Here is a 17,505-nt window from a genome sequence, read left to right as displayed (position 1 = left end):
CATGGCCGCCTGCGCCGGGAGCCTCGTCGGCGACCTGGTGGAAATCGCCGGGGGGGTGAACGTCTTCGGCGACCTGCCGCGCCCCTTCCACAACGTGACGCCGGAGCAGGTTCTCGTGGCCGACCCCGACGTGGTGTTCCTCTGCGACGGCCTGACCTCGCCGGAAACGGCCGCCAGCCGAACCGGCTGGGCGCACCTGAGCGCGGTCGCCTCGGGCCGGGTCCACGCCCTCGACCCCTGTCTCGTCACCCGGGCCGGGCCCCGGACCGTCCAGGCCCTGAAGCTCATCTTCGACCTCCTCCACCCGGGGGGCGGGTGATGCTCACCCAAGCGCGGGCGCTGGGCAAGCGGACGGTTGACGGGCTGCTCCGTCTCCTCTACCCGCCGGGCTGCCAGGTCTGCTGCGAGCGGCTGCCCCAGGGGCAAAAAATCGGGCTCTGCCCGGCCTGCTGGCGCTGCGTGGAGCTGATAAAGCACCCCTGGTGCGGCGCCTGCGGCAAGCCGCTGGAAAAGAAGGAGATAAGCGACCCGCAGGGGGAGAACCTGTGCCTCGACTGCCGCGTCTCCCCCTTTTCGGTGACCCTGCGCGGAACGGCCCTGTACACCCAGCCGCTGATCCGGTTGCTGTACGAGTTCAAGTACGATTTCTGGCCCTCGCTGGCTGACCAGCTCGGCGACCTCTTCGTGGAGAGGGCCCACGCCCTCTTCGGCCCCTGGCGCCCCGAGGTGGTCGTCCCGGTGCCGCTCCACGTGAAAAGGCTGCGCTGGCGCGGGTTCAACCAGAGCCGCCTCCTGGCGAAGCGGGTCGCCGCCCACTGGGGTGTTCCCCTGGCGGAGCCCCTCGTGCGGGTGCGAAACACGATACCCCAGGCCACCCTTCCCGCGGAGGCGCGGCTGACCAACGTCGCCGGGGCCTTCGCGGTGAGGGATCCCGGAATCGTCGCCGGGAGGCGCGTCTGCCTGGTGGACGACGTCTCCACCACCGGCAGCACCATCCTGGAGTGCGGGAAGGTGCTGCGCGAGGCCGGCGCCACCGAGGTCCGGGCCTACGTCCTGGCTCGTCCATAGGTCGGTGGAAGATGGCGGTTCTGGATTTACCCTTGAAGACTGCGGACTGGCTCATAAAGGGTCCGGCTTTCGTCCGCCAACGCACGCTCGTGGACCTTATCAAAGGCGTCATGGTGGTGGACGACGAGGACGAGCTTCGACGGGAAACGCTGGCCGACCCTCTGGTCGCGCGCCTGGTCGAGGAGGTCAACGACTGGGAGAACCAGCCGCCGCTCAAGCGGCACAACGACGCCGCGCACCCGCTGCACAAGCTGGTCTTCCTCGCCGAGCTGGGGGTCGGGCGCGAGGCGCTGGCCCCCGCGGTGGAGTCCATCCTGGCCCACCAGTCCCCCGAGGGCCCGTTTCAGATAAAAAGCGTCCTGTCGAAAGCCTACGGCGGCGACGACGCGGAACACTGGACCTGGTTCGCCTGCGACGCCCCGCTCACCAGCTACGCCCTGGTCAAGCTGGGCCTTTCCGGCGACGAGCGGGTCAAACGTTCCATCGGGTACATCGGTGGTAAAATCGAGGAGCACGGCTGCCCGTGCTACTCCGATCCGACGCACAATCCGATGTTCCGGGGGCCGGGCCGCCGGGGCGATCCCTGCCCCTACGTCGGCCTGATTACCCTGCGGCTGTTTTCGGAAATTCCCGAGCTCGCCGAGAGCGCCGGGGCCGACCGCCTGGTCGAGATGCTCCTCGGGCACTGGGCCGAGCGGAATACGGGCAAGAAATACTACCTCTTCGGCATCGGCACCGATTTCGGCAAGCTCAAGGCCCCGCGCATCTGGTACGACATCCTGCACTACGCCGACATCCTGAGCCGTTTCTCCCGAGCCCGCCACGACGAGCGGTTCCACGAGGTCATTGAAATACTGCGGTCCAAGGCCGACGGCCTGGGGCGCTTCACCCCGGAATCGGTCTGGCTCAACTGGAACCCCGACGGCAAAGCCTCCAAGCCGCCGACGAAAGGGGAAGTATTTTCCGAAGGGCAGCCCGTCGGCGACGCGTCCTCCAACTGGTCGGGCTGGGAGTTTTGCCAGAAGCGGGAACCCTCTCGCTGGCTGACCTGCCTGGCCTGGAGTATCATGGGCCGGGCGCACCTGTCCATAAACCGTTAACCTATTTTTCCCCGAACGGGACGACGATGGCGAAGGGTGTGGAAAAAGTCCTGGAGTCCTTGAAGAGGGCGCCGTACAAAAATAATATAACCTACTCGCGGCTCATCCCCGCATCGCCGGCCCGGTTCGCCGATTTCCCAGACTGGCTCCATGAAAACCTCAAGGACGCCCTCGCCAAGCGCGGCATCGAGCGACTCTACACCCACCAGCGCGAGGCGGTGGACCACGTCCACGCCGGGCGGCACGTGGTCATCGGCACCCCCACCGCCAGCGGCAAGACCCTGTGCTACAACCTGCCGGTGCTGGACGCCGTCCTGCGGGAGCCCAGCACCCGCGCGCTGTACCTCTTCCCCACCAAGGCGCTCTCCATGGACCAGCTCGTGGAGCTGACCCGGCTGGCCGAGCTCCTGGACCCCGGCATCGTCGCCAACACCTTCGACGGGGACACTCCGGCCGACGTGCGCCGGAAAATCCGCCGCGGCGGCAACGTCGTCATCACCAACCCCGACATGCTCCACACCGGCATCCTGCCGCACCACACCAAGTGGCTCTCCCTTTTTGAAAATCTGCGCTACGTCGTCGTGGATGAGCTGCACACCTACCGCGGGGTCTTCGGCAGCCACATGGGCAACGTCATCCGCCGGCTGAAGCGCATCGCGAATTTTTACGGCTCGAAGCCGACCTTCATCCTCTCCTCGGCCACCATCGCCAACCCCAAGGAGCTGGCGGAGCGGCTGATCGAGGAGAAGGTGGAGCTGGTGGAGGATTCCGGCGCGCCCACCGCGAAAAAGTACTTCATCCTCTACAACCCGCCGCTGGTCCAGGCCAACACCGGCGTCCGCGAAAGCTACGTCATGCACGTCCGACGGCTGGCGGCCAAGTTCATCGAGGCCGGCGTCCAGTCCATCGTCTTCGCCACCGCCCGCATCATCACCGAGGTTCTGGTCAAGTACCTGAAGGACGCCATCGAGACCTCGCCCGACCGGAAGGGCTGGATCCGGGGCTACCGGGGCGGATACCTGCCGAAGCTCCGGCGGGAAATAGAGAAGGGCCTGCGGGACCGGACCATCCGCGGGGTGGTCTCCACCAACGCCCTGGAGCTGGGGATAGACATCGGGGCGCTGGAGTGCGCGGTCATCTCCGGCTATCCGGGCTCCATTGCCAGCACCTGGCAGCAGGCGGGCCGCGCCGGACGACGCAGCGGCGTCTCCGTGGCTCTCTACGTGGCCCGCAACCTCCCCCTCGACCAGTACGTGGTCTTCCACCCCGAGTTTCTCTTCGAGCAGTCGCCGGAGCACGCCCGCATCAACCCGGACAACCTTCTCATACTCCTGGAGCACGTCAAGTGCGCCTGCTTCGAGCTGCCCTTCGGCGAGGACGAGACCTTCGGCGGCGAGAATCTTTCCGAGATGCTGGACTTCCTCGTCGAGGGCGGCCTGGTCCACCGCACCGGCGACAAGACGTACTGGATGGCCGACGCCTACCCGGCCCAGGACGTCTCGCTGCGGAGCCCGACCCGGGACAACTTCGTGATTGTGGAAATCGGCGGCCGGCCCGTCGAGGGAGCCGAGGGACTGGGGGACGAGGCTTTCGAGGACCGCCTGGAACGAGCCGGGGACAACCGGCCCCGCGTCATCGGCGAGGTGGATTATTCCGGCGCCTTCTACCACATCTTCCCGAAGGCCGTGTACGTCCACGACGGCGTGAGCTATCAGGTGGAGGAGCTGGATTTCGCCAACCGCAAGGCTTTCGTGCGCCGGGTGGACTGCGACTACTACACCGACGCCGAGGAGAAAACCGCCGTGCGCATCCTCGACGTCTTCGAGGAGGGAAAGCCGGCGGTCGCGCGGCCCTTCCACGGCGAGGTCCACGTTTCCACCAAGGTGGTCGGCTTCAAGAAAATCCGCTACTACACCCAGGAGAACGTGGGCTACGGCGAGGTGAACCTGCCCGAGCGGGAGATGAGCACCACCGCTTACTGGTCGAGGATTTCGGAGAAGATGCTGGCCGAGCTGCCATTCACCAGGCACGAGTGGGTGGCCGGAATCTACGGCGTCAAGTACGCCCTCCACTCTCTGGCGGCCTTCGTGCTGACCTATGGCTGTCCGTCGTGCATCGGGCCGTCGCTGGAGATGAAGGGGCCGGAGGGTACTGTTATTCCCGTCCCCCGGCGCAAGGAGGCCGCGCGGATGATTCTCCGGCAATCGCTGGCCCCCCGCGACTGACGCCCCACCGAGGAACGGGGATCCGCCTCCCGGCGTAGATTGACCATCCCCTCTGCCATTGGAGCGGCATGATTCGACGTATTTTTTTGGTCCTCTCCGCCGGGGCTTCAATCGCGGCGGCCGCGCCGGGGCTTCTTACCGACTACTTCCCCGAGTGGATGGCGCCGGCTTACTACAACTGCCTCTACTCGCCCCAGAACGCCGAGCCCTACTCCTACGAGCTGAACCGCTGGTATCTCACGACTTTGCCTGAGCTCGAGGGCGTCCACTGGGTGGACGTGAACATGGCCTGCCGCCTCGAGGGCGACACCGTCCAGTTCTACGATTACTCGACCGGCCAGCTCGTCGAGTTGCCCCACCGCATCGAGTTCCCCCTGGAGCCAGGGAAAACCTGGACCTACACCACCCAGGGCGGGCGCACGGCCATCGCGGTCGTGGATTCCCTGGACGGCGTGACCGTCCCCTACGGCACGTTCGATGGCTGCTACCGGGTCACCTTCACCGAGCAGGGCATCGGCGATTGGACCGTCGTCCTGGCGCCGAGTCGCGGAGTGATCGAGGAGTCGGGCGAAATATTCGGCTTCTGCGGCTGGGAGTGCGAGCTCTTGTATTACGGCGACGCGGCCTCCTGCGCCTCCCCCAACAAATCCGGGGGGTGAACCCCCCTGCAACCGTGAACCCGTTGAGCCGCAACGGCAATAAAAAACGAACCCTCCTAGCGGTCGCCGCGCTTTTCGTCCTGGCGACCGCCGGGGCGGCGCGGGCGTCGGAGACCGTCCCCGTCATCGAGTGGGACGGCCGGCTGGACTACGCCGCCCTGGGATACTTGGAGAAAAGGCTGGACGAGGCGGCGGATGCCGGGGCGCCCATTCTCATCTGGCGCCTGGACTCCTCCGGCGGAGAGCTGGACGCCGTGCGCGGAATCATCGAGCGCATACGGTCCGCCCCGCTGCCGGTGGTAATCTGGGTCGGCCCGGGAGCCGCGGTGCTGGGCGATGAGGCGCTGCCCGTGGGCTTTGCCGCGGCTGGGCTCTTCGGCAGCGAAAGCGCGGTCTTCGGCACCGGCCGCCCGCTTACCATGACCGGAGGTGAGCTGACCGAGCTGGAGTCGCACAACCGGACCTATCTGGACGAGCTGGGCGCCCTCGCCGCCGCGGAGGCGGAGAAGTCCTCCTACAACGAGAGGTGGGCCGTCCTGTTGACCCGGGGGCTGGCCTCGCTCACGGCCTGGAACTCGGAAACTTACAACGTGGGCGACGGGGCGGCGGACAACCCCGCCGAGCTGATCCGGCTTCTCGACGACCGTCCGCTCAACTACCCCGACCACCCCCGCTTCAACACGCAGAATTGGGTTTTGCGCGAGATAGACACCGACGTCCTCTGGGACGTGCTCTCCTTCATCGTCAACCCCAACGTGGCCTTCGCCCTCTTCCTCTTCTCCATGTTCGCCTTCGCCTTCACCGCCACCAACCCCGGCGGGTTCTTCACCCCGGTGATGGGGAGCGTCCTCCTCCTGGTGTCCCTTCTGGCCTTCAACTACCTGCCGCTCGGCTGGCTGGGCCTCTTTTTTATCGTGGCCTCGATGGTCCTCTTCACCCTGGAGGTGATGCTGGGCACGCGGGGCATCCTGGCGATTCTCGCCCTGGGGGCGCTCTTCGCCGGCGGAATGACCTTCTACCGCCCCGGCACGACGAGTGTGTCCCTGGTGGTGCTGGTGCCCTCCCTGGCGGTCACGGGGGTTTTCTTTCTGATAGCCGTGAGCGGCGGTCTGGTGGCCAAGTTGCGGGCGCGGTCCATCGGCTCGGGGGAGCTCATCGGCGAGTTGGGCGTCACCACCACCAGCTTCGGGAAGAGGCGCCGCGGCAAGGTGAAGCTGAAAGGGGACCTCTGGCCCGCCACGGCCCTCCAGTCCCTCGAGCGGGGGACACCCATCCGGGTCCTGGGGATCGAGGGTGTGCAACTATTGGTCGAGCCGCACATCGAGCAGGACCAGACCTGAGCCGTCGTCGGATATTGAAAAAGAGGGGCCCGCGGGTCCCTCTTTTTTATGTCTAAAAAAAACCGCGACTAGGCCGCCGGGGCCTTTTTCTCCCCCTCGAAGAAGGCTACGAACATCCCCACCAGCGGTGCCAGGGCCATGAGCATCAGGGCCACCGCCACGTTGGGCTTCGACCCTCCGGCCAGGGAGAAGAGGAAGAGGGCCACGCCCGCGGCAATCGGGACGAGGAAGAGCCAGCGGACAAGCTTCACCCCCACCGGGCGCCGGGACAGGACGAGCGTCCCCAACGCGACGAAACCGCCGCCGACCAGGACGAGGTCCGTCCACAAGAGCCACAGGGCCCCCGCCCGTCCCAACTCGACGAGGTAAATGAGACCGGACGCCTGACACAGGCCGGCGAAGATGGCCAGGAAGCCGACGGCGACGGATGTCGTGACCGAGCGGTCGTCCCCGGGAGCCCCATGGCGCCTCGCGAGGAGGTCCTGCTGCCGGTGGGCGAAGCGCAGCAGCCGCTTGCGGGTCCCCACGAGGGCGCCCAGGAAACCCAGTCCCAGGCCGATATAGGTGAAGACCGTATCGTAGGCTCCCAGGAAGGTGTCGTCAGCCATCTCCCCCAGGACGTACCCCACGAAGACGGCGAAGCCGAAGTTGAAGGCCAGGGAGAAGACGAGCTTGACGTAACGCCAGACGTCACCCCAGGGGCCCTGGTCGGTGAAGACTTCGTCGTCGGGCTCTCCGCCCTTCTTTTTCCTCTGCGGGTAACGGGCCAAGGGTGCTCCTCGGTTTCGGGTTAGGATCGGCGGAACCAGCGTCTGACCTGGGATTCCGACAGCTCGGCGGTGGTCGGCCGCCCGTGGGGGCAGGTGGACTTGTTGGGCGAGGCCAGGAGGCGGCGCACGAGGCTGAGCATGTCCTCCCGTGTCAGCCTCTCCCCGGCCTTGACGGCGGCTTTGCAGGCGATGGCGCTCCGGGTGAGGTGCATCCGCTGGGCCAGGGGGGCGTCGTCTCCGATCCGGGCCAGCTCGGACATCACCTCGACCGCGACTCTCTCCTCCTCTCCGGCCTCCACGAACTCGGGCACGGACATGACCCGGAAGGCGGACGCGCCCGCCGTCTCAACGCGAAAACCGTATTTTACCAGAAGCTCGAGGTGTTCGGAAACGCGGCCCGCCTCCGCAGCCGACAGCTCGACGCGGGGCGGCAGGAGAGCGGGGAGCGCGGAAGGGGGCCCATCGGTTCGTGGACCGAGTTTCCGGGGCCCTCGCCGAAGGGCACATCGTCGGGCTCGTACGCTTCCCGCCGACCGGAGGATGGGTAAGGTCGGCGGTCGAGCGGCCTGCCGGGCTCCCCCGTGGCCAGCGGCATCGCCGCGGTGAGGTCCACCCCGGCCTCGGAGAGCGCCCGCGCCACCCCGGCCTTAACCAGACGCCGGACGGCGCCCTCGTCGGCGTACTTGACTAGGGATTTCGCCGGGTGCACGTTGACGTCCACCCGGGACCCGGGGAGGTCGAGGAAAATGACCGCCTGGGGGAACCGCTGGATCGGCGTGATTCCGCGGCAGGCCCCGGTCACCGAGTCCACGACCAGCCGGTCGTCCACCGGGCGGCCGTTCACGTAAACCAGTATCCCGCGGCGGTTCGGCCGGTGCAGCACGTTGGGGTGCCAGATGACCCCGCGGACCGCGCCCACGCCCGGGCTCTCGTACTCGATGCGCTCCCCGCCCCGGGAGGATTTCCCGAAGTAGTCCAACACGCGCCGGTGCCCGTCGGCGGGAGGGAGGACGAGTACGGTCTTCCCGTCGGCAAGGAGGTGAAAGGCGGTTTCGGGCCGGACCAGGGCCATGCGGGCGACGATGTCCACGCAGGCCGCGCGTTCGCCGGTGTCCGTCTTGAGGAACTTGCGCCGGGCGGGAACGTTGTAAAAAAGGTCGCGTACGACGACGTCGGTCCCGACCGGTGCCCCGGCCTCGCCGTGGCGCAGGAGCCTGCTGCCCTCGTACACCACTTCCGTCCCCCGGTCCCGGTCGCGGAAGCGCGTCAGTAGGCGGACGCGCGAGACGGCGCCGATGCTGGGCAGGGCCTCGCCGCGGAAGCCGTAGGTCCGGATCAGCTCCAGGTCCTCGTAGCGGTCAATCTTGCTGGTGGCGTGGCGCTTGAAGCAGGCCACCGCATCCTCGGGGGTCATCCCGACGCCGTCGTCGGTCACGCGGATGAGGGACTTGCCGCCCGCCTCCAGCTCCACCTCGATGCGCCCGGCCCGGGCGTCCAGGGAGTTCTCCACGAGCTCCTTGACCACGGAGGCCGGCCGCTCCACTACCTCGCCGGCGGCGATGCGCTCCGCCACGAAGGGCGGCAGAATCTTGATCATCCCGTCAGGCATGGTCGCCGCCCGGATCGTACACCTCGTCGTCCTCCACCATCAGTCCGGCCAGTTTCCGCTCAATACGCTTCAGGCGGTACATGAGCGCCCCCCGCTGCCGGGCGCGGGCGTAGGAATCGGTCACCCCGCTGCCGCACCGCTGAAGCGCCTCCTCGACCAGCCCCTTGGCGGCGGTCAGGTCCCGGATGCCGTGCTCCAGGAACTTGGCCTCCTCCTCGTAGGGCCGGAGGTCGTAGGGGCCCCGGCGCAGGTGGCCCCAAAGCGTCCGGGCCTCGGACAACTCCCCGCGACGCTTGTGGTGGAGGGAGAGCTCCCAGCGGGCCCGCCGATCAATTTCCTCCGGCAGGCCCACCGCGATGGCGGCGGACAGAAGCTCCCCCCGCCGGTCGCCCATCCGGGGCAGGTGGCAGCAGGCGTAAAGCTCCGCCGGGTCCTCGTAGCGCTCAATGGGATTCTCGGCCAGGTTGAGGGCGCGGGCCGCGAGGACGGCCAGGGACTTGATGTCGAACTCGTTGTGATAAAAAACCCTCGCCATCCGCTCACCCACCGGCGCGCCCCGGAGATAGGCGAAGTAGAGGGCGGGAATCTCCGCGCCGGGGATGTCGTCCGTGCGCTCCAGGCCCATCACCCCGCGCTCCACGTCGGCCAGGGAGCAGCTCCCCAGGCGCAGTTTCCACAGGCGCCGGGCCCAGGAAAGAAGGTCCACGTGGGGCGGTTCGAGGTCCAGGAATTTCGGGCGGATACCGTTCAACACGAAGCGCGTCTTGACCAGGGGCCAGTCGAAGGCCTTGCCGTTGTAAGTGACCAGGCCCGACGAACCGCCGATCATATCCGCCAGGATATTTAAAAGGCCGCGCTCCGCCCCCGGGTCGTCCAAGAAGAACTGCCGCAGGACGTACTCGTCGCCCTCGAAGCGCCCCAGACCGACGAGGAAGGGGAAGGTGCCGGTGCCGCCGGCGAGCCCCGTGGTCTCGGTGTCCAGAAAAATCGCGCTGGAGAACGCGAAGCCCGCGGGGGGCATCTCCTCCACCAGGGCCAGGTTTTCCGGGGGATGGGCCAGGATGGCGTCGAGGGGGGATCCGGCATGGTGTTCGGCGGCGGGGAGCCGTCGCTCGACGACGAACACGCGCCCGAATGGCGTATCTTCCCACGCGCCGTCCACCAGCTCCTCGATGGGCGCACGGACGGACCGCCGGACGGGCTCGGCGGGTAGCCGGTCCTCGGGCGGCAAAGGGCGCCCCTTCGATACCAGGAGCCGTCGGAGCCGCTCCCTGACAGATTCGGCGTCCCGGGTCACCTCGACCTCGGGGGGGGCCTCCCCCCTCCCGGTCAGGTTTGACAGGCGCTCGCGGAGGTTTTTCGGCATGGCGGCGGTCGGGCGGTTTTTAAAAAATTATACGAGGGACCGGCCTCCGGGGCCGCCCCACCGATGCAGGTAATCAGGCGTTAAAAAGGGTTGGTTGCTGCTGTTTAGGAGGAGAAAAAACACCTAATACAATCCAATTCTGTGGATGTCTGATTGTAGTACCGAGGTAGAAATATGTATCTTTCTTAGGGGAGCAGAGGTCACCTAGGAACTTTTGTTTGATTAAACGTACCGTATCTTCTTCTGAAGAATTGGCCCTTACCTTGAGGTAAAGAGCTCCCAATTCCCAATCCGTAATCAATACTTCATGACCCTTGCAATCTTTATCTATGCAAGTGAATTTGTACCGAAATTCATATGGGATTTTTTCTATTTTCTTTATTTCTTCCCCAAGGAATTGCTGTCGCATAATTTCACGTTGCTTTGGATTCCAGTCAATGTCTCCTTTTTTGCATGTAATATCGTCAATCATTGACGGTTTGAATGTACATAACGATATGCCTGTTTGCTTCCTTGCCATTTGTAATTCATCTATACTTTTATAAACAATTGTACTTAATACTATTTTACATTTATCATCCCAGTCTGCAACATCGCTGATAATTTTCAAGGTATCAAGCCTAGGCGTGTAACTTTCCTTTCGGTGATCAGTCGCCCGCTTGGTGGTTACACTAATCCACTGATATTTCTTGTATTTTTTATAATTATCTAGATATCGAAAAGGAATCGGGAACAGGCGTATCCAATTCCCATTACGGTCAATACCTGCAGTACAAACGACTTCTTTAACCTGTGGTTGTGGGTGGGGATAGGTTTTAACAGTTATCAATATCTCCTTTTCTTCCCACATAGCATCACCTCTCAAATGTGTATTACCTCGCAGTTGTATTCTGATTCTAGGACTTGCGCGATTACAAAACGATGACATAAATTAAAATCACGCTCGAAGCACATCAGTGTGGATTTTTTATTCAGGGAGGTTTCAAGGACCAGTCTCAACGCATCTTCATTGGCTGGTATCACTCTGTCTAAATACCACCGAAAAAGATCTTCCAAAGACCATGTCTTTGAAAGTTTCCGTTGCTCGCGTTCGATACCAAGGGATCGAAGCCCGATATAGGTGATGTAATGCCGTTCTAGACATTCACGGAGTGCTGTTTTTGAGAAGCCCTTCTTCCGCGAAATGGGATTCTTACGCACATCAATCACACACTCAATCCGATGCGTAGTAAGTCGTTTGATAAATGCGTCAATGTCATCGGCTTCATAACCGATTGTAAAAAGCCGCGCGTCCGTGGATTGGTTATTGCTGATCACCTGATATCGCTTTCTTGGATAGATTCCGGCTGAGGCGGTTCCGGTTCGGCCGGCTCCCAGACCTCCAGCTCGAAAACCTCGATGGTGTGGGAACCGGTGTTCGCCAGGTACAGCCGCCGGTTGTCGTAGTCCAGGGCGATGCCCTCCGGCGAGAGGAGCGGAGTGCCGTCATCGGCGGTAACTTGGGTCTCGTAAAGAAGCGTTCCGTTCTCGTGGTACAGACGGAAGCCGTTATTCCAGCCGTCGGCGACGGCGACCACGCCCCCGTCGCAGGCCAGGGCGAAGGGCGGGCGGAGGCCGGTGGAAAAGCTGGAAAGCACCCGGCCCCGGTAGTCCACGTGAACCACCAGGCCGTCCTGGGTCAGAACCCAGAGCGAGCGGTCGTAATCCATGGCCATGTCGGCAATTTCGGCGTGGCCGCCCAGGTCGTCGCCCAGGGGGGAGTACACCTGGGTCAGATTGCTCCGCCCGTCGAACTCGTAGAGCTCCTCCCCGGAGGCGATCCAGAGCTCGCCGGCCCAGTTGGCCGCCAGGGCCCCCGGCACGCTGGGCGCCTCACTGATGCCGGAAAGCGTGCTGTCGTCGCGCAGCAGACGGCCGGTGCCCACTTCGGCGGGGTAGCTCTCCGTGACGATGAAGGCCGTGGAGACGTCGGTGAACTTGAATACCGTCCCCGCGGAGGGGTCGGCCAGGTAGATGTCGTCCTGGTGGCTCACGGCGATGTCCGTGGGGCGGAAGGCCCGCTCGCCGCCGCTGAAGTTGTAGTCGTACTGCTGGATTACCCGTCCGGTGGGGTCGAACACCTGCACCCGCAGGTTGCCCACGTCCAGCACCATCAGGTCGCCGAAGTAGTCCAGGGCGAGGTCGGTGGGGTTGATGAACTCGCCCAGGCGGGTGCCGTTGTAGCCCCAGGTGGCGTAGTGGTACACCCCCACGGCGCCCCCGGGGTGCAGGCGGTCGTCTTCCTTGCCGGTAAAGCCCCCTCCGCCCTCCATGGTGAGCTGGCAGGCGGCGAGGAGGAGCAAGGGCAGGGCGATCAGGCCCGTCGTTCTCATCGGGTCTCCGACGCGGAGAGGGCGCTTTTTTTACTACGTCTTCCGGGGGGAATCAGTTTTTAAATACCTGCCGGCAATGGGCTTCAGCCGGTGAAGGACCGCCGGGGGGACGTTGGACTTGTCGGTGACGATGGAGTTCGCCAGGGCCGAGTGGCAGGAACATTCGGAGTCGAGCGCGATGGCGGGGACGATGAGCTCGATGAGCCGCTTGGCTTTCTCCGCGTTCTTTGACAAATTGGCCACGACCATCTCGGCGGTGACGGTCTCCTCCCCCTTGCGCCAGCAGTCGTAGTCGGTGGAGAAGGCGAGGGTGGCGTAGGCGATTTCAGCCTCGCGGGCCAGGCGCGCCTCGGTGAGGTTGGTCATCCCGATGACCGAGACGCCCCAGGAGCGATAGAGCTCGCTTTCGGCGCGGGTGGAGAACTGGGGCCCCTCCATGCACAGGTACGTCCCGCCGTCGTGGGTCGAAAGACCCAGCTCGCGGCACTTCGCGACGAAGATTTTCCGCAATTCACCGCAGAAGGGATCGGCCAGGCCCACGTGGGCCACCACGCCGTCGGTGAAGAAGGTGTCCTGGCGGTGTCGGGTGCGGTCTATGAACTGGTCGGGGACCACCACGTCCAGGGGCTTTATCTCCTCCTTCATGGAGCCCACCGCCGAGACGGAGATTATCCAGCGGACGCCCAGCATCTTCAGGGCGCAGATGTTGGCCCGGTAGTTGACCTCGGAGGGCGAGCGGGCGTGGCCCCGTCCGTGCCGGGGGAGGAAGGCCACATCGCGCCCGGCCAGCTTCCCGATGACGGCCGCATCCGAAGGCTCGCCGAAGGGTGTGCTGATCCACTCCTCGCGGGTATCGGTGAGGCTCTCTACCCGGTACAGGCCGGAACCGCCGATGACGCCTATCATCCTCTCCGCCATGGGCACTCCTCGGGATGGAAACGTTTGTCTTTAGGGCTAGCTTACCACAGTCGGCGGGGCGGTACAACTCACTCGCGACGGCGGGAAGCTCTGACCCGCCGTACCGACGGGACACGGGAGGCCCGTCCAGCTTGACTTTTAGCCCCCGTCAAAAGTAAACTTTTGCGGATTGTACCTCCCAATGGATCGCCCCCATGCCGAGGGAAAAGACCGGCGACGCCCGGTTAAAGGGCCGCCTGCGGCACGCCTTCTCCGTCAAGGTCAGGAGCGATTTGCCCTCGGAGAAGGCCGACGAGCTCATCGATCGCATCTGCCAGAAGCTCTTCGAGAAGAACCTTCTCGAGCCGGCGGTCCTGTTCGTCCAGAGCTCGTACCCCATGGCCTACTACGGCAGTCAGGCCATGCTGGTTCTGGAGCCGTTCATCGCCGGGTTCCTGGAGCTTTTCTGGCCCGCCTTCCTCGAGGTGGCCCCCTACGACCAGCTCCAGAGGCTTTTCGAGAACCGGGAATACGTCCAACGATGCCTCGCCCGCCTGGACGATTACCTCGCCGAGAAGAGACAGACCAAACGCATTCAAAAACGCAAACGCTGGCGCTGGCGTTGAAATATTAACCCCATGCAAAGGCCGAACACCGATGAAGACGATCCTGGCTACGGACTGCGGGTCCACCACCACCAAGGCCATCTTTATCCAGCAGCAGCCCGACGGCGTGTACCGTCTCGTCGTCCGTGGCGAAGCGCCCACCACCGTGGAGAAACCGGCCGAGGACGTGACCCGGGGCGTCATCAACGCCGTGAGCGAGGTGGAGGAGCTATCGGGCCGCAACTTCATCGCCGCCGACAACACGATAATGGTCAAGAAGGACGATAATGAGGGCTGCGACATTTACCTCTCGACCAGCTCCGCCGGGGGCGGCCTGCAGATGATGGTCGCCGGAGTGGTGAAGCAGATGACGGGGGAATCGGCCCAGCGCGCCGCCCTGGGCGCCGGGGCCATCGTCATGGACGTCCTGGCCACCAACGACCGCCGGCCGAACCACGTGAAGATAGAAGCCATCCGCCGCCTGCGGCCCGATATCATCCTTCTGTCCGGCGGGGTGGACGGGGGGACGATAAAGCACGTCGCGGCGCTGGCCGAGATAATCGGCGCCGCCGACCCCAAGCCTCGCTTCGGCGTCGGGTACAACCTGCCGGTCATATACGCCGGGAACATCGCCGCCCGGGAGGCCGTCGAGAAAGAGCTGGGCAAGAAGACGGCGCTCCACATGGTGGACAACATCCGGCCGGTGCTGGAGCGGGAGAACCTCGGACCCGCGCGGCACGCCATCCACGACTTCTTCATGGAGCACGTCATGGCCCAGGCGCCGGGCTACTCCAAGCTGATGACCTGGGCCCGCGACACCGAGGGCAACAATATCCCCATCATGCCCACCCCCGGGGCCGTCGGCGAAATCATCCAGACCATCGCCCGCCGGGAGGGCATCACCGTCATCGGCGTGGACATCGGCGGCGCCACCACCGACGTCTTCAGCGTCTTTAAGGGCGAGAAGTACGAGGAGACCCACGAGACCGTTTTCAACCGCACCGTGTCGGCCAACCTCGGCATGAGCTACTCCATCTCCAACGTCATGGCTGAGACCGGCTTCGACAACGTCATGCGCTGGGTGCCCTTCCACATAGACGAAAAAGAGCTCCGGAACCGGATTCGCAACAAGATGATCCGGCCCACCACCATCCCCCAGGCCCTGGGGGACCTGATTGTGGAGCAGGCCATCGCCCGCGAGGCGCTCCGGCTGGCTTTCATCCAGCACAAGAGTCTCGCCGTGGGGCTCAAGGGGATACAGCGCATGCGGACCATCGCCGAGACCTTCTCCCAGTCCGGGTCGGGCGAGACGCTGGTGGACATGCTGGACCTGGACATCCTGGTCGGCTCCGGCGGCGTCCTGTCGCACGCGCCGCGGCGGTCCCAGGCCGCCATGATGCTCATTGACGCCTTCCTGCCCGAGGGCGTCACGGCGCTCGCCGTGGATTCCATCTTCATGATGCCCCAGCTCGGGGTTCTGTCCAAGGTGAATGAGAAGGCGGCCACGGACGTCTTCGTTCGCGACTGCCTGATACATCTGGGCACCTGCGTGGCCCCCATCATCCAGGCCAAGCCGGATGAAAAGGTGGCCGATATCGAGCTCGCCTTCGACGACGGACGCACCGAGACTATCGAGATGAAATTCGGCACCCTCGCGTGCATCCCCCTGCCCTGGGCGGATGTACCCAATGCCACCCTGCGGGCCAACCCGCAGGGGAAGGCCGACTTCGGGGCCGGGCCCGGCAAGCCCCTCGAGCGGAAAATCACCGGCGGCCTCTCCGGCGTCATCCTCGACGCCCGCGGACGCCAGCCCTTCCTGCTCCCCGAGAACGACGCCGAACGGGTCAAAAAACTCCAGGAGTGGCAGAAGGCCCTCGACTGTTACCCGGCTTACGAAAACAGGTAAAAACGCTCCGACTCCGGAGGACCAACGTGGGACACGCCTACACACCGGGATTGAAAGTCACCGATAATACGACCGTCGTCAAGGAGCGCAAGCTGCCCCTGAAGGGTGAAATTCTGGTCAAAAAGGGCAGCCGCGTGGCAGCTCTGGACGTCGTGGCGCGGACCTTCCTCCCGGGCAACGTCGAGAGCATCAACGTCGCCAACAAGTTCTCCCTCCCGCCATCGGACGTGGACGACGTCCTCCTGGTCAAGGTGGGCGACAAGGTCGAGAAGGACCAGATTATCGCCAGAAACAAGGGCCTCTTCGGTCTTTTCAAGAACGAGCTCCACGCGCCGGTGGCGGGCACCGTGGAGACCATCTCCAACGTCACGGGACAGCTCCTCTTGCGCGAGCCGCCGCACCCGGTCCAGATCAACGCCTACATTGACGGCATCGTCAAAGAGGTCATCCCCGAGGAGGGCGTGCTGGTCGAGACCCGGGGCGTTTTCATCCAGGGGATATTCGGCGTCGGAGGGGAGGCCCATGGCGAGATACACATGGTCGTGGACTCACCCGACAAGAGCCTGACGCCGGAGGATATAGGTCCCGAGTGCAAGGGGAAGATAGTGGTCGGCGGCGACTACGTCTCCAACGCCGCCCTGGCCAAGGCGCTGAGTGTCGGCGTCGTGGGCGTGGTCGCCGGCGGGTTCGACGATTCGGACCTGAAGGATTTCCTCGGCTACGACCTGGGCGTGGCCATCACCGGCCACGAGGACAAGGGCATCACCCTTATCATCACCGAGGGGTTCGGGAAGATACGCATGGCCCAGGGAACCTTCGACCTGTTGAAGAGCGTTGAGGGGCGAATAGCCAGCATCAACGGCGCCACACAGATCCGCGCCGGCGTCATCCGCCCCGAGATTATCGTCCCCCACGCCGAGGGCGGGGCCCCCGAAAAGAAGACGGAGGAGGAAGGGGAGCTCGTAAAGGGGACGCCTATCCGCTGCATCCGCGAGCCGTACTTCGGCCTGTTGGGCAAGGTAACCGACCTGCCCATTGAGCTGGTCCAGCTCGCCTCGGAGACCAAGGTTCGTATACTTAAAGCGAAGCTGGAGGACGGCCGTGAGGTGACCGTCCCCCGGGCCAACGTGGAGCTGATAGAGAGCTGATTGCGCGTCAGAACCGTCAATCAATGGGAGCCACTGGCTCCCGTTTCAATTTGACACTGAGATAAAAAATCGGCTATACTGGGAGATGGAAGAAAAGGAAAAGCTATGAGCCCGGAAGAAATACTCCACGCTGCGGAATACCGTATCCGGCCAAAAGTCAGGGTCAACAATGACCTGTTTCAAGGTGCACCACCCAACATAATTCACTGTACCGTTATTGAAAGGCTGATAGACACAGGAGTCATTGAACGAGTCTGGCGCTATGTACTTAGGATTATTACCGGGGGCCCACCGAGTACGCACACCACCTACCGTCCAGAACGATACTACTGGGACCAGAACGCCTGGCTGGGCAAAGGCTACGGTGGCGAGCCCGTCCTTATCACCTACCCCAACCCGCTTATCCAGTACGTTTACAACGTGGTCATCTCAAAAGAAGA

At 64.1% G+C, this 17,505-nt stretch carries 17 protein-coding genes; 10 read left to right on the top strand and 7 right to left on the bottom strand.

All coding sequences use genetic code 11. The features are described 5' to 3' along the window. The 6 genes from NTW26_02615 to NTW26_02590 form a co-directional block, all read left to right on the top strand. Nucleotides 1-319: hypothetical protein (locus NTW26_02615; protein MCX7021166.1), on the top strand; the 319-nt coding region annotated here is incomplete at its 5' end. Then, entirely contained in the window at nt 319-1,068 is a 750-nt protein-coding gene (locus NTW26_02610) for a ComF family protein (GenBank protein ID MCX7021165.1), read from the top strand. The genes NTW26_02615 and NTW26_02610, both read left to right, overlap by 1 nt. Nucleotides 1,069-1,100: 32 nt before the next feature. Beyond that, nucleotides 1,101-2,168, top strand: a complete 1,068-nt coding sequence (locus NTW26_02605; GenBank protein ID MCX7021164.1) for a hypothetical protein — start codon at nt 1,101-1,103, stop codon at nt 2,166-2,168. A gap of 26 nt (nt 2,169-2,194) precedes the next feature. After that, nucleotides 2,195-4,393 (top strand): DEAD/DEAH box helicase, encoded by a 2,199-nt coding sequence (locus tag NTW26_02600; GenBank protein ID MCX7021163.1) that lies wholly within the window; start codon nt 2,195-2,197, stop codon nt 4,391-4,393. Nucleotides 4,394-4,461: 68 nt separating this feature from the next. Then, a complete protein-coding gene (locus NTW26_02595; protein ID MCX7021162.1) occupies nt 4,462-5,052 on the top strand; it encodes a hypothetical protein in 591 nt (196 codons plus the stop codon). A gap of 23 nt (nt 5,053-5,075) precedes the next feature. Continuing rightward, nucleotides 5,076-6,392 (top strand): hypothetical protein, encoded by a 1,317-nt coding sequence (locus NTW26_02590; GenBank protein MCX7021161.1) that lies wholly within the window; start codon nt 5,076-5,078, stop codon nt 6,390-6,392. A 68-nt stretch (nt 6,393-6,460) separates the two neighbouring features. On the opposite strand, the gene NTW26_02585 is transcribed toward NTW26_02590, so the two are convergent. The 7 genes from NTW26_02585 to mtnP form a co-directional block, all read right to left on the bottom strand. Beyond that, the gene (locus NTW26_02585) at nt 6,461-7,162 is read right to left on the bottom strand and encodes a hypothetical protein (GenBank protein MCX7021160.1); all 702 of its coding nucleotides are present in this window, start codon (nt 7,160-7,162) and stop codon (nt 6,461-6,463) included. Nucleotides 7,163-7,182: 20 nt separating this feature from the next. Then, nucleotides 7,183-7,578 (bottom strand): hypothetical protein, encoded by a 396-nt coding sequence (locus NTW26_02580; protein ID MCX7021159.1) that lies wholly within the window; start codon nt 7,576-7,578, stop codon nt 7,183-7,185. Beyond that, nucleotides 7,527-8,771 (bottom strand): DNA mismatch repair endonuclease MutL, encoded by a 1,245-nt coding sequence (gene mutL, locus NTW26_02575; protein MCX7021158.1) that lies wholly within the window; start codon nt 8,769-8,771, stop codon nt 7,527-7,529. The genes NTW26_02580 and mutL overlap by 52 nt, the downstream gene beginning before the upstream one ends. Next, a complete protein-coding gene (locus NTW26_02570) occupies nt 8,764-10,137 on the bottom strand; it encodes a ribonuclease H-like domain-containing protein (protein MCX7021157.1) in 1,374 nt (457 codons plus the stop codon). Before NTW26_02570 ends, mutL begins: the two co-directional genes overlap by 8 nt. A gap of 73 nt (nt 10,138-10,210) precedes the next feature. Then, the gene (locus tag NTW26_02565; protein ID MCX7021156.1) at nt 10,211-10,987 is read right to left on the bottom strand and encodes a hypothetical protein; all 777 of its coding nucleotides are present in this window, start codon (nt 10,985-10,987) and stop codon (nt 10,211-10,213) included. 463 nt (nt 10,988-11,450) lie between these two features. Beyond that, nucleotides 11,451-12,509 (bottom strand): hypothetical protein, encoded by a 1,059-nt coding sequence (locus tag NTW26_02560; protein ID MCX7021155.1) that lies wholly within the window; start codon nt 12,507-12,509, stop codon nt 11,451-11,453. A 33-nt stretch (nt 12,510-12,542) separates the two neighbouring features. Further along, on the bottom strand, nt 12,543-13,427 hold the full coding sequence (mtnP, locus tag NTW26_02555) for an S-methyl-5'-thioadenosine phosphorylase (protein ID MCX7021154.1): 885 nt from the start codon (nt 13,425-13,427) through the stop codon (nt 12,543-12,545). A 194-nt stretch (nt 13,428-13,621) separates the two neighbouring features. Here mtnP and NTW26_02550 point away from each other — a divergent pair, with 194 nt between their 5' ends. The 4 genes from NTW26_02550 to NTW26_02535 form a co-directional block, all read left to right on the top strand. After that, nucleotides 13,622-14,032: a hypothetical protein gene (locus NTW26_02550; GenBank protein ID MCX7021153.1), complete on the top strand. Its 411-nt coding sequence runs from the start codon at nt 13,622-13,624 to the stop codon at nt 14,030-14,032. Nucleotides 14,033-14,063: 31 nt separating this feature from the next. Continuing rightward, nucleotides 14,064-15,917 carry a glutamate mutase L gene (locus NTW26_02545; protein MCX7021152.1) on the top strand — a complete coding sequence of 618 codons (1,854 nt, stop codon included), beginning with the start codon at nt 14,064-14,066 and terminating at the stop codon, nt 15,915-15,917. A gap of 26 nt (nt 15,918-15,943) precedes the next feature. Continuing rightward, nucleotides 15,944-17,065 (top strand): hypothetical protein, encoded by a 1,122-nt coding sequence (locus NTW26_02540; protein ID MCX7021151.1) that lies wholly within the window; start codon nt 15,944-15,946, stop codon nt 17,063-17,065. A 105-nt stretch (nt 17,066-17,170) separates the two neighbouring features. Continuing rightward, a partial coding sequence (locus NTW26_02535; protein ID MCX7021150.1) for a hypothetical protein occupies nt 17,171-17,505 on the top strand: 335 nt, incomplete at its 3' end.

The sequence above is a fragment of the bacterium genome, assembly GCA_026398675.1.
Classification (GTDB): domain Bacteria; phylum RBG-13-66-14; class RBG-13-66-14; order RBG-13-66-14; family RBG-13-66-14; genus RBG-13-66-14.
The sequence above is the reverse complement of the archived record's forward strand: the minus strand, read 5'-3'. Positions and strand labels throughout refer to the sequence as shown.

Bases quoted from the DNA above. Each gene is read 5' to 3' on its own strand.
- NTW26_02560 (MCX7021155.1), bottom strand. From the start codon at position 12,509: ATGAGAACGACGGGCCTGATCGCCCTGCCCTTGCTCCTCCTCGCCGCC.
- NTW26_02565 (MCX7021156.1), bottom strand. From the start codon at position 10,987: ATGTGGGAAGAAAAGGAGATATTGATAACTGTTAAAACCTATCCCCAC.
- NTW26_02545 (MCX7021152.1), top strand. From the start codon at position 14,064: ATGAAGACGATCCTGGCTACGGACTGCGGGTCCACCACCACCAAGGCC.
- NTW26_02600 (MCX7021163.1), top strand. From the start codon at position 2,195: ATGGCGAAGGGTGTGGAAAAAGTCCTGGAGTCCTTGAAGAGGGCGCCG.
- NTW26_02595 (MCX7021162.1), top strand. From the start codon at position 4,462: ATGATTCGACGTATTTTTTTGGTCCTCTCCGCCGGGGCTTCAATCGCG.
- mtnP (MCX7021154.1), bottom strand. From the start codon at position 13,427: ATGGCGGAGAGGATGATAGGCGTCATCGGCGGTTCCGGCCTGTACCGG.
- NTW26_02610 (MCX7021165.1), top strand. From the start codon at position 319: ATGCTCACCCAAGCGCGGGCGCTGGGCAAGCGGACGGTTGACGGGCTG.
- NTW26_02550 (MCX7021153.1), top strand. From the start codon at position 13,622: ATGCCGAGGGAAAAGACCGGCGACGCCCGGTTAAAGGGCCGCCTGCGG.
- NTW26_02570 (MCX7021157.1), bottom strand. From the start codon at position 10,137: ATGCCGAAAAACCTCCGCGAGCGCCTGTCAAACCTGACCGGGAGGGGG.
- mutL (MCX7021158.1), bottom strand. From the start codon at position 8,771: ATGCCTGACGGGATGATCAAGATTCTGCCGCCCTTCGTGGCGGAGCGC.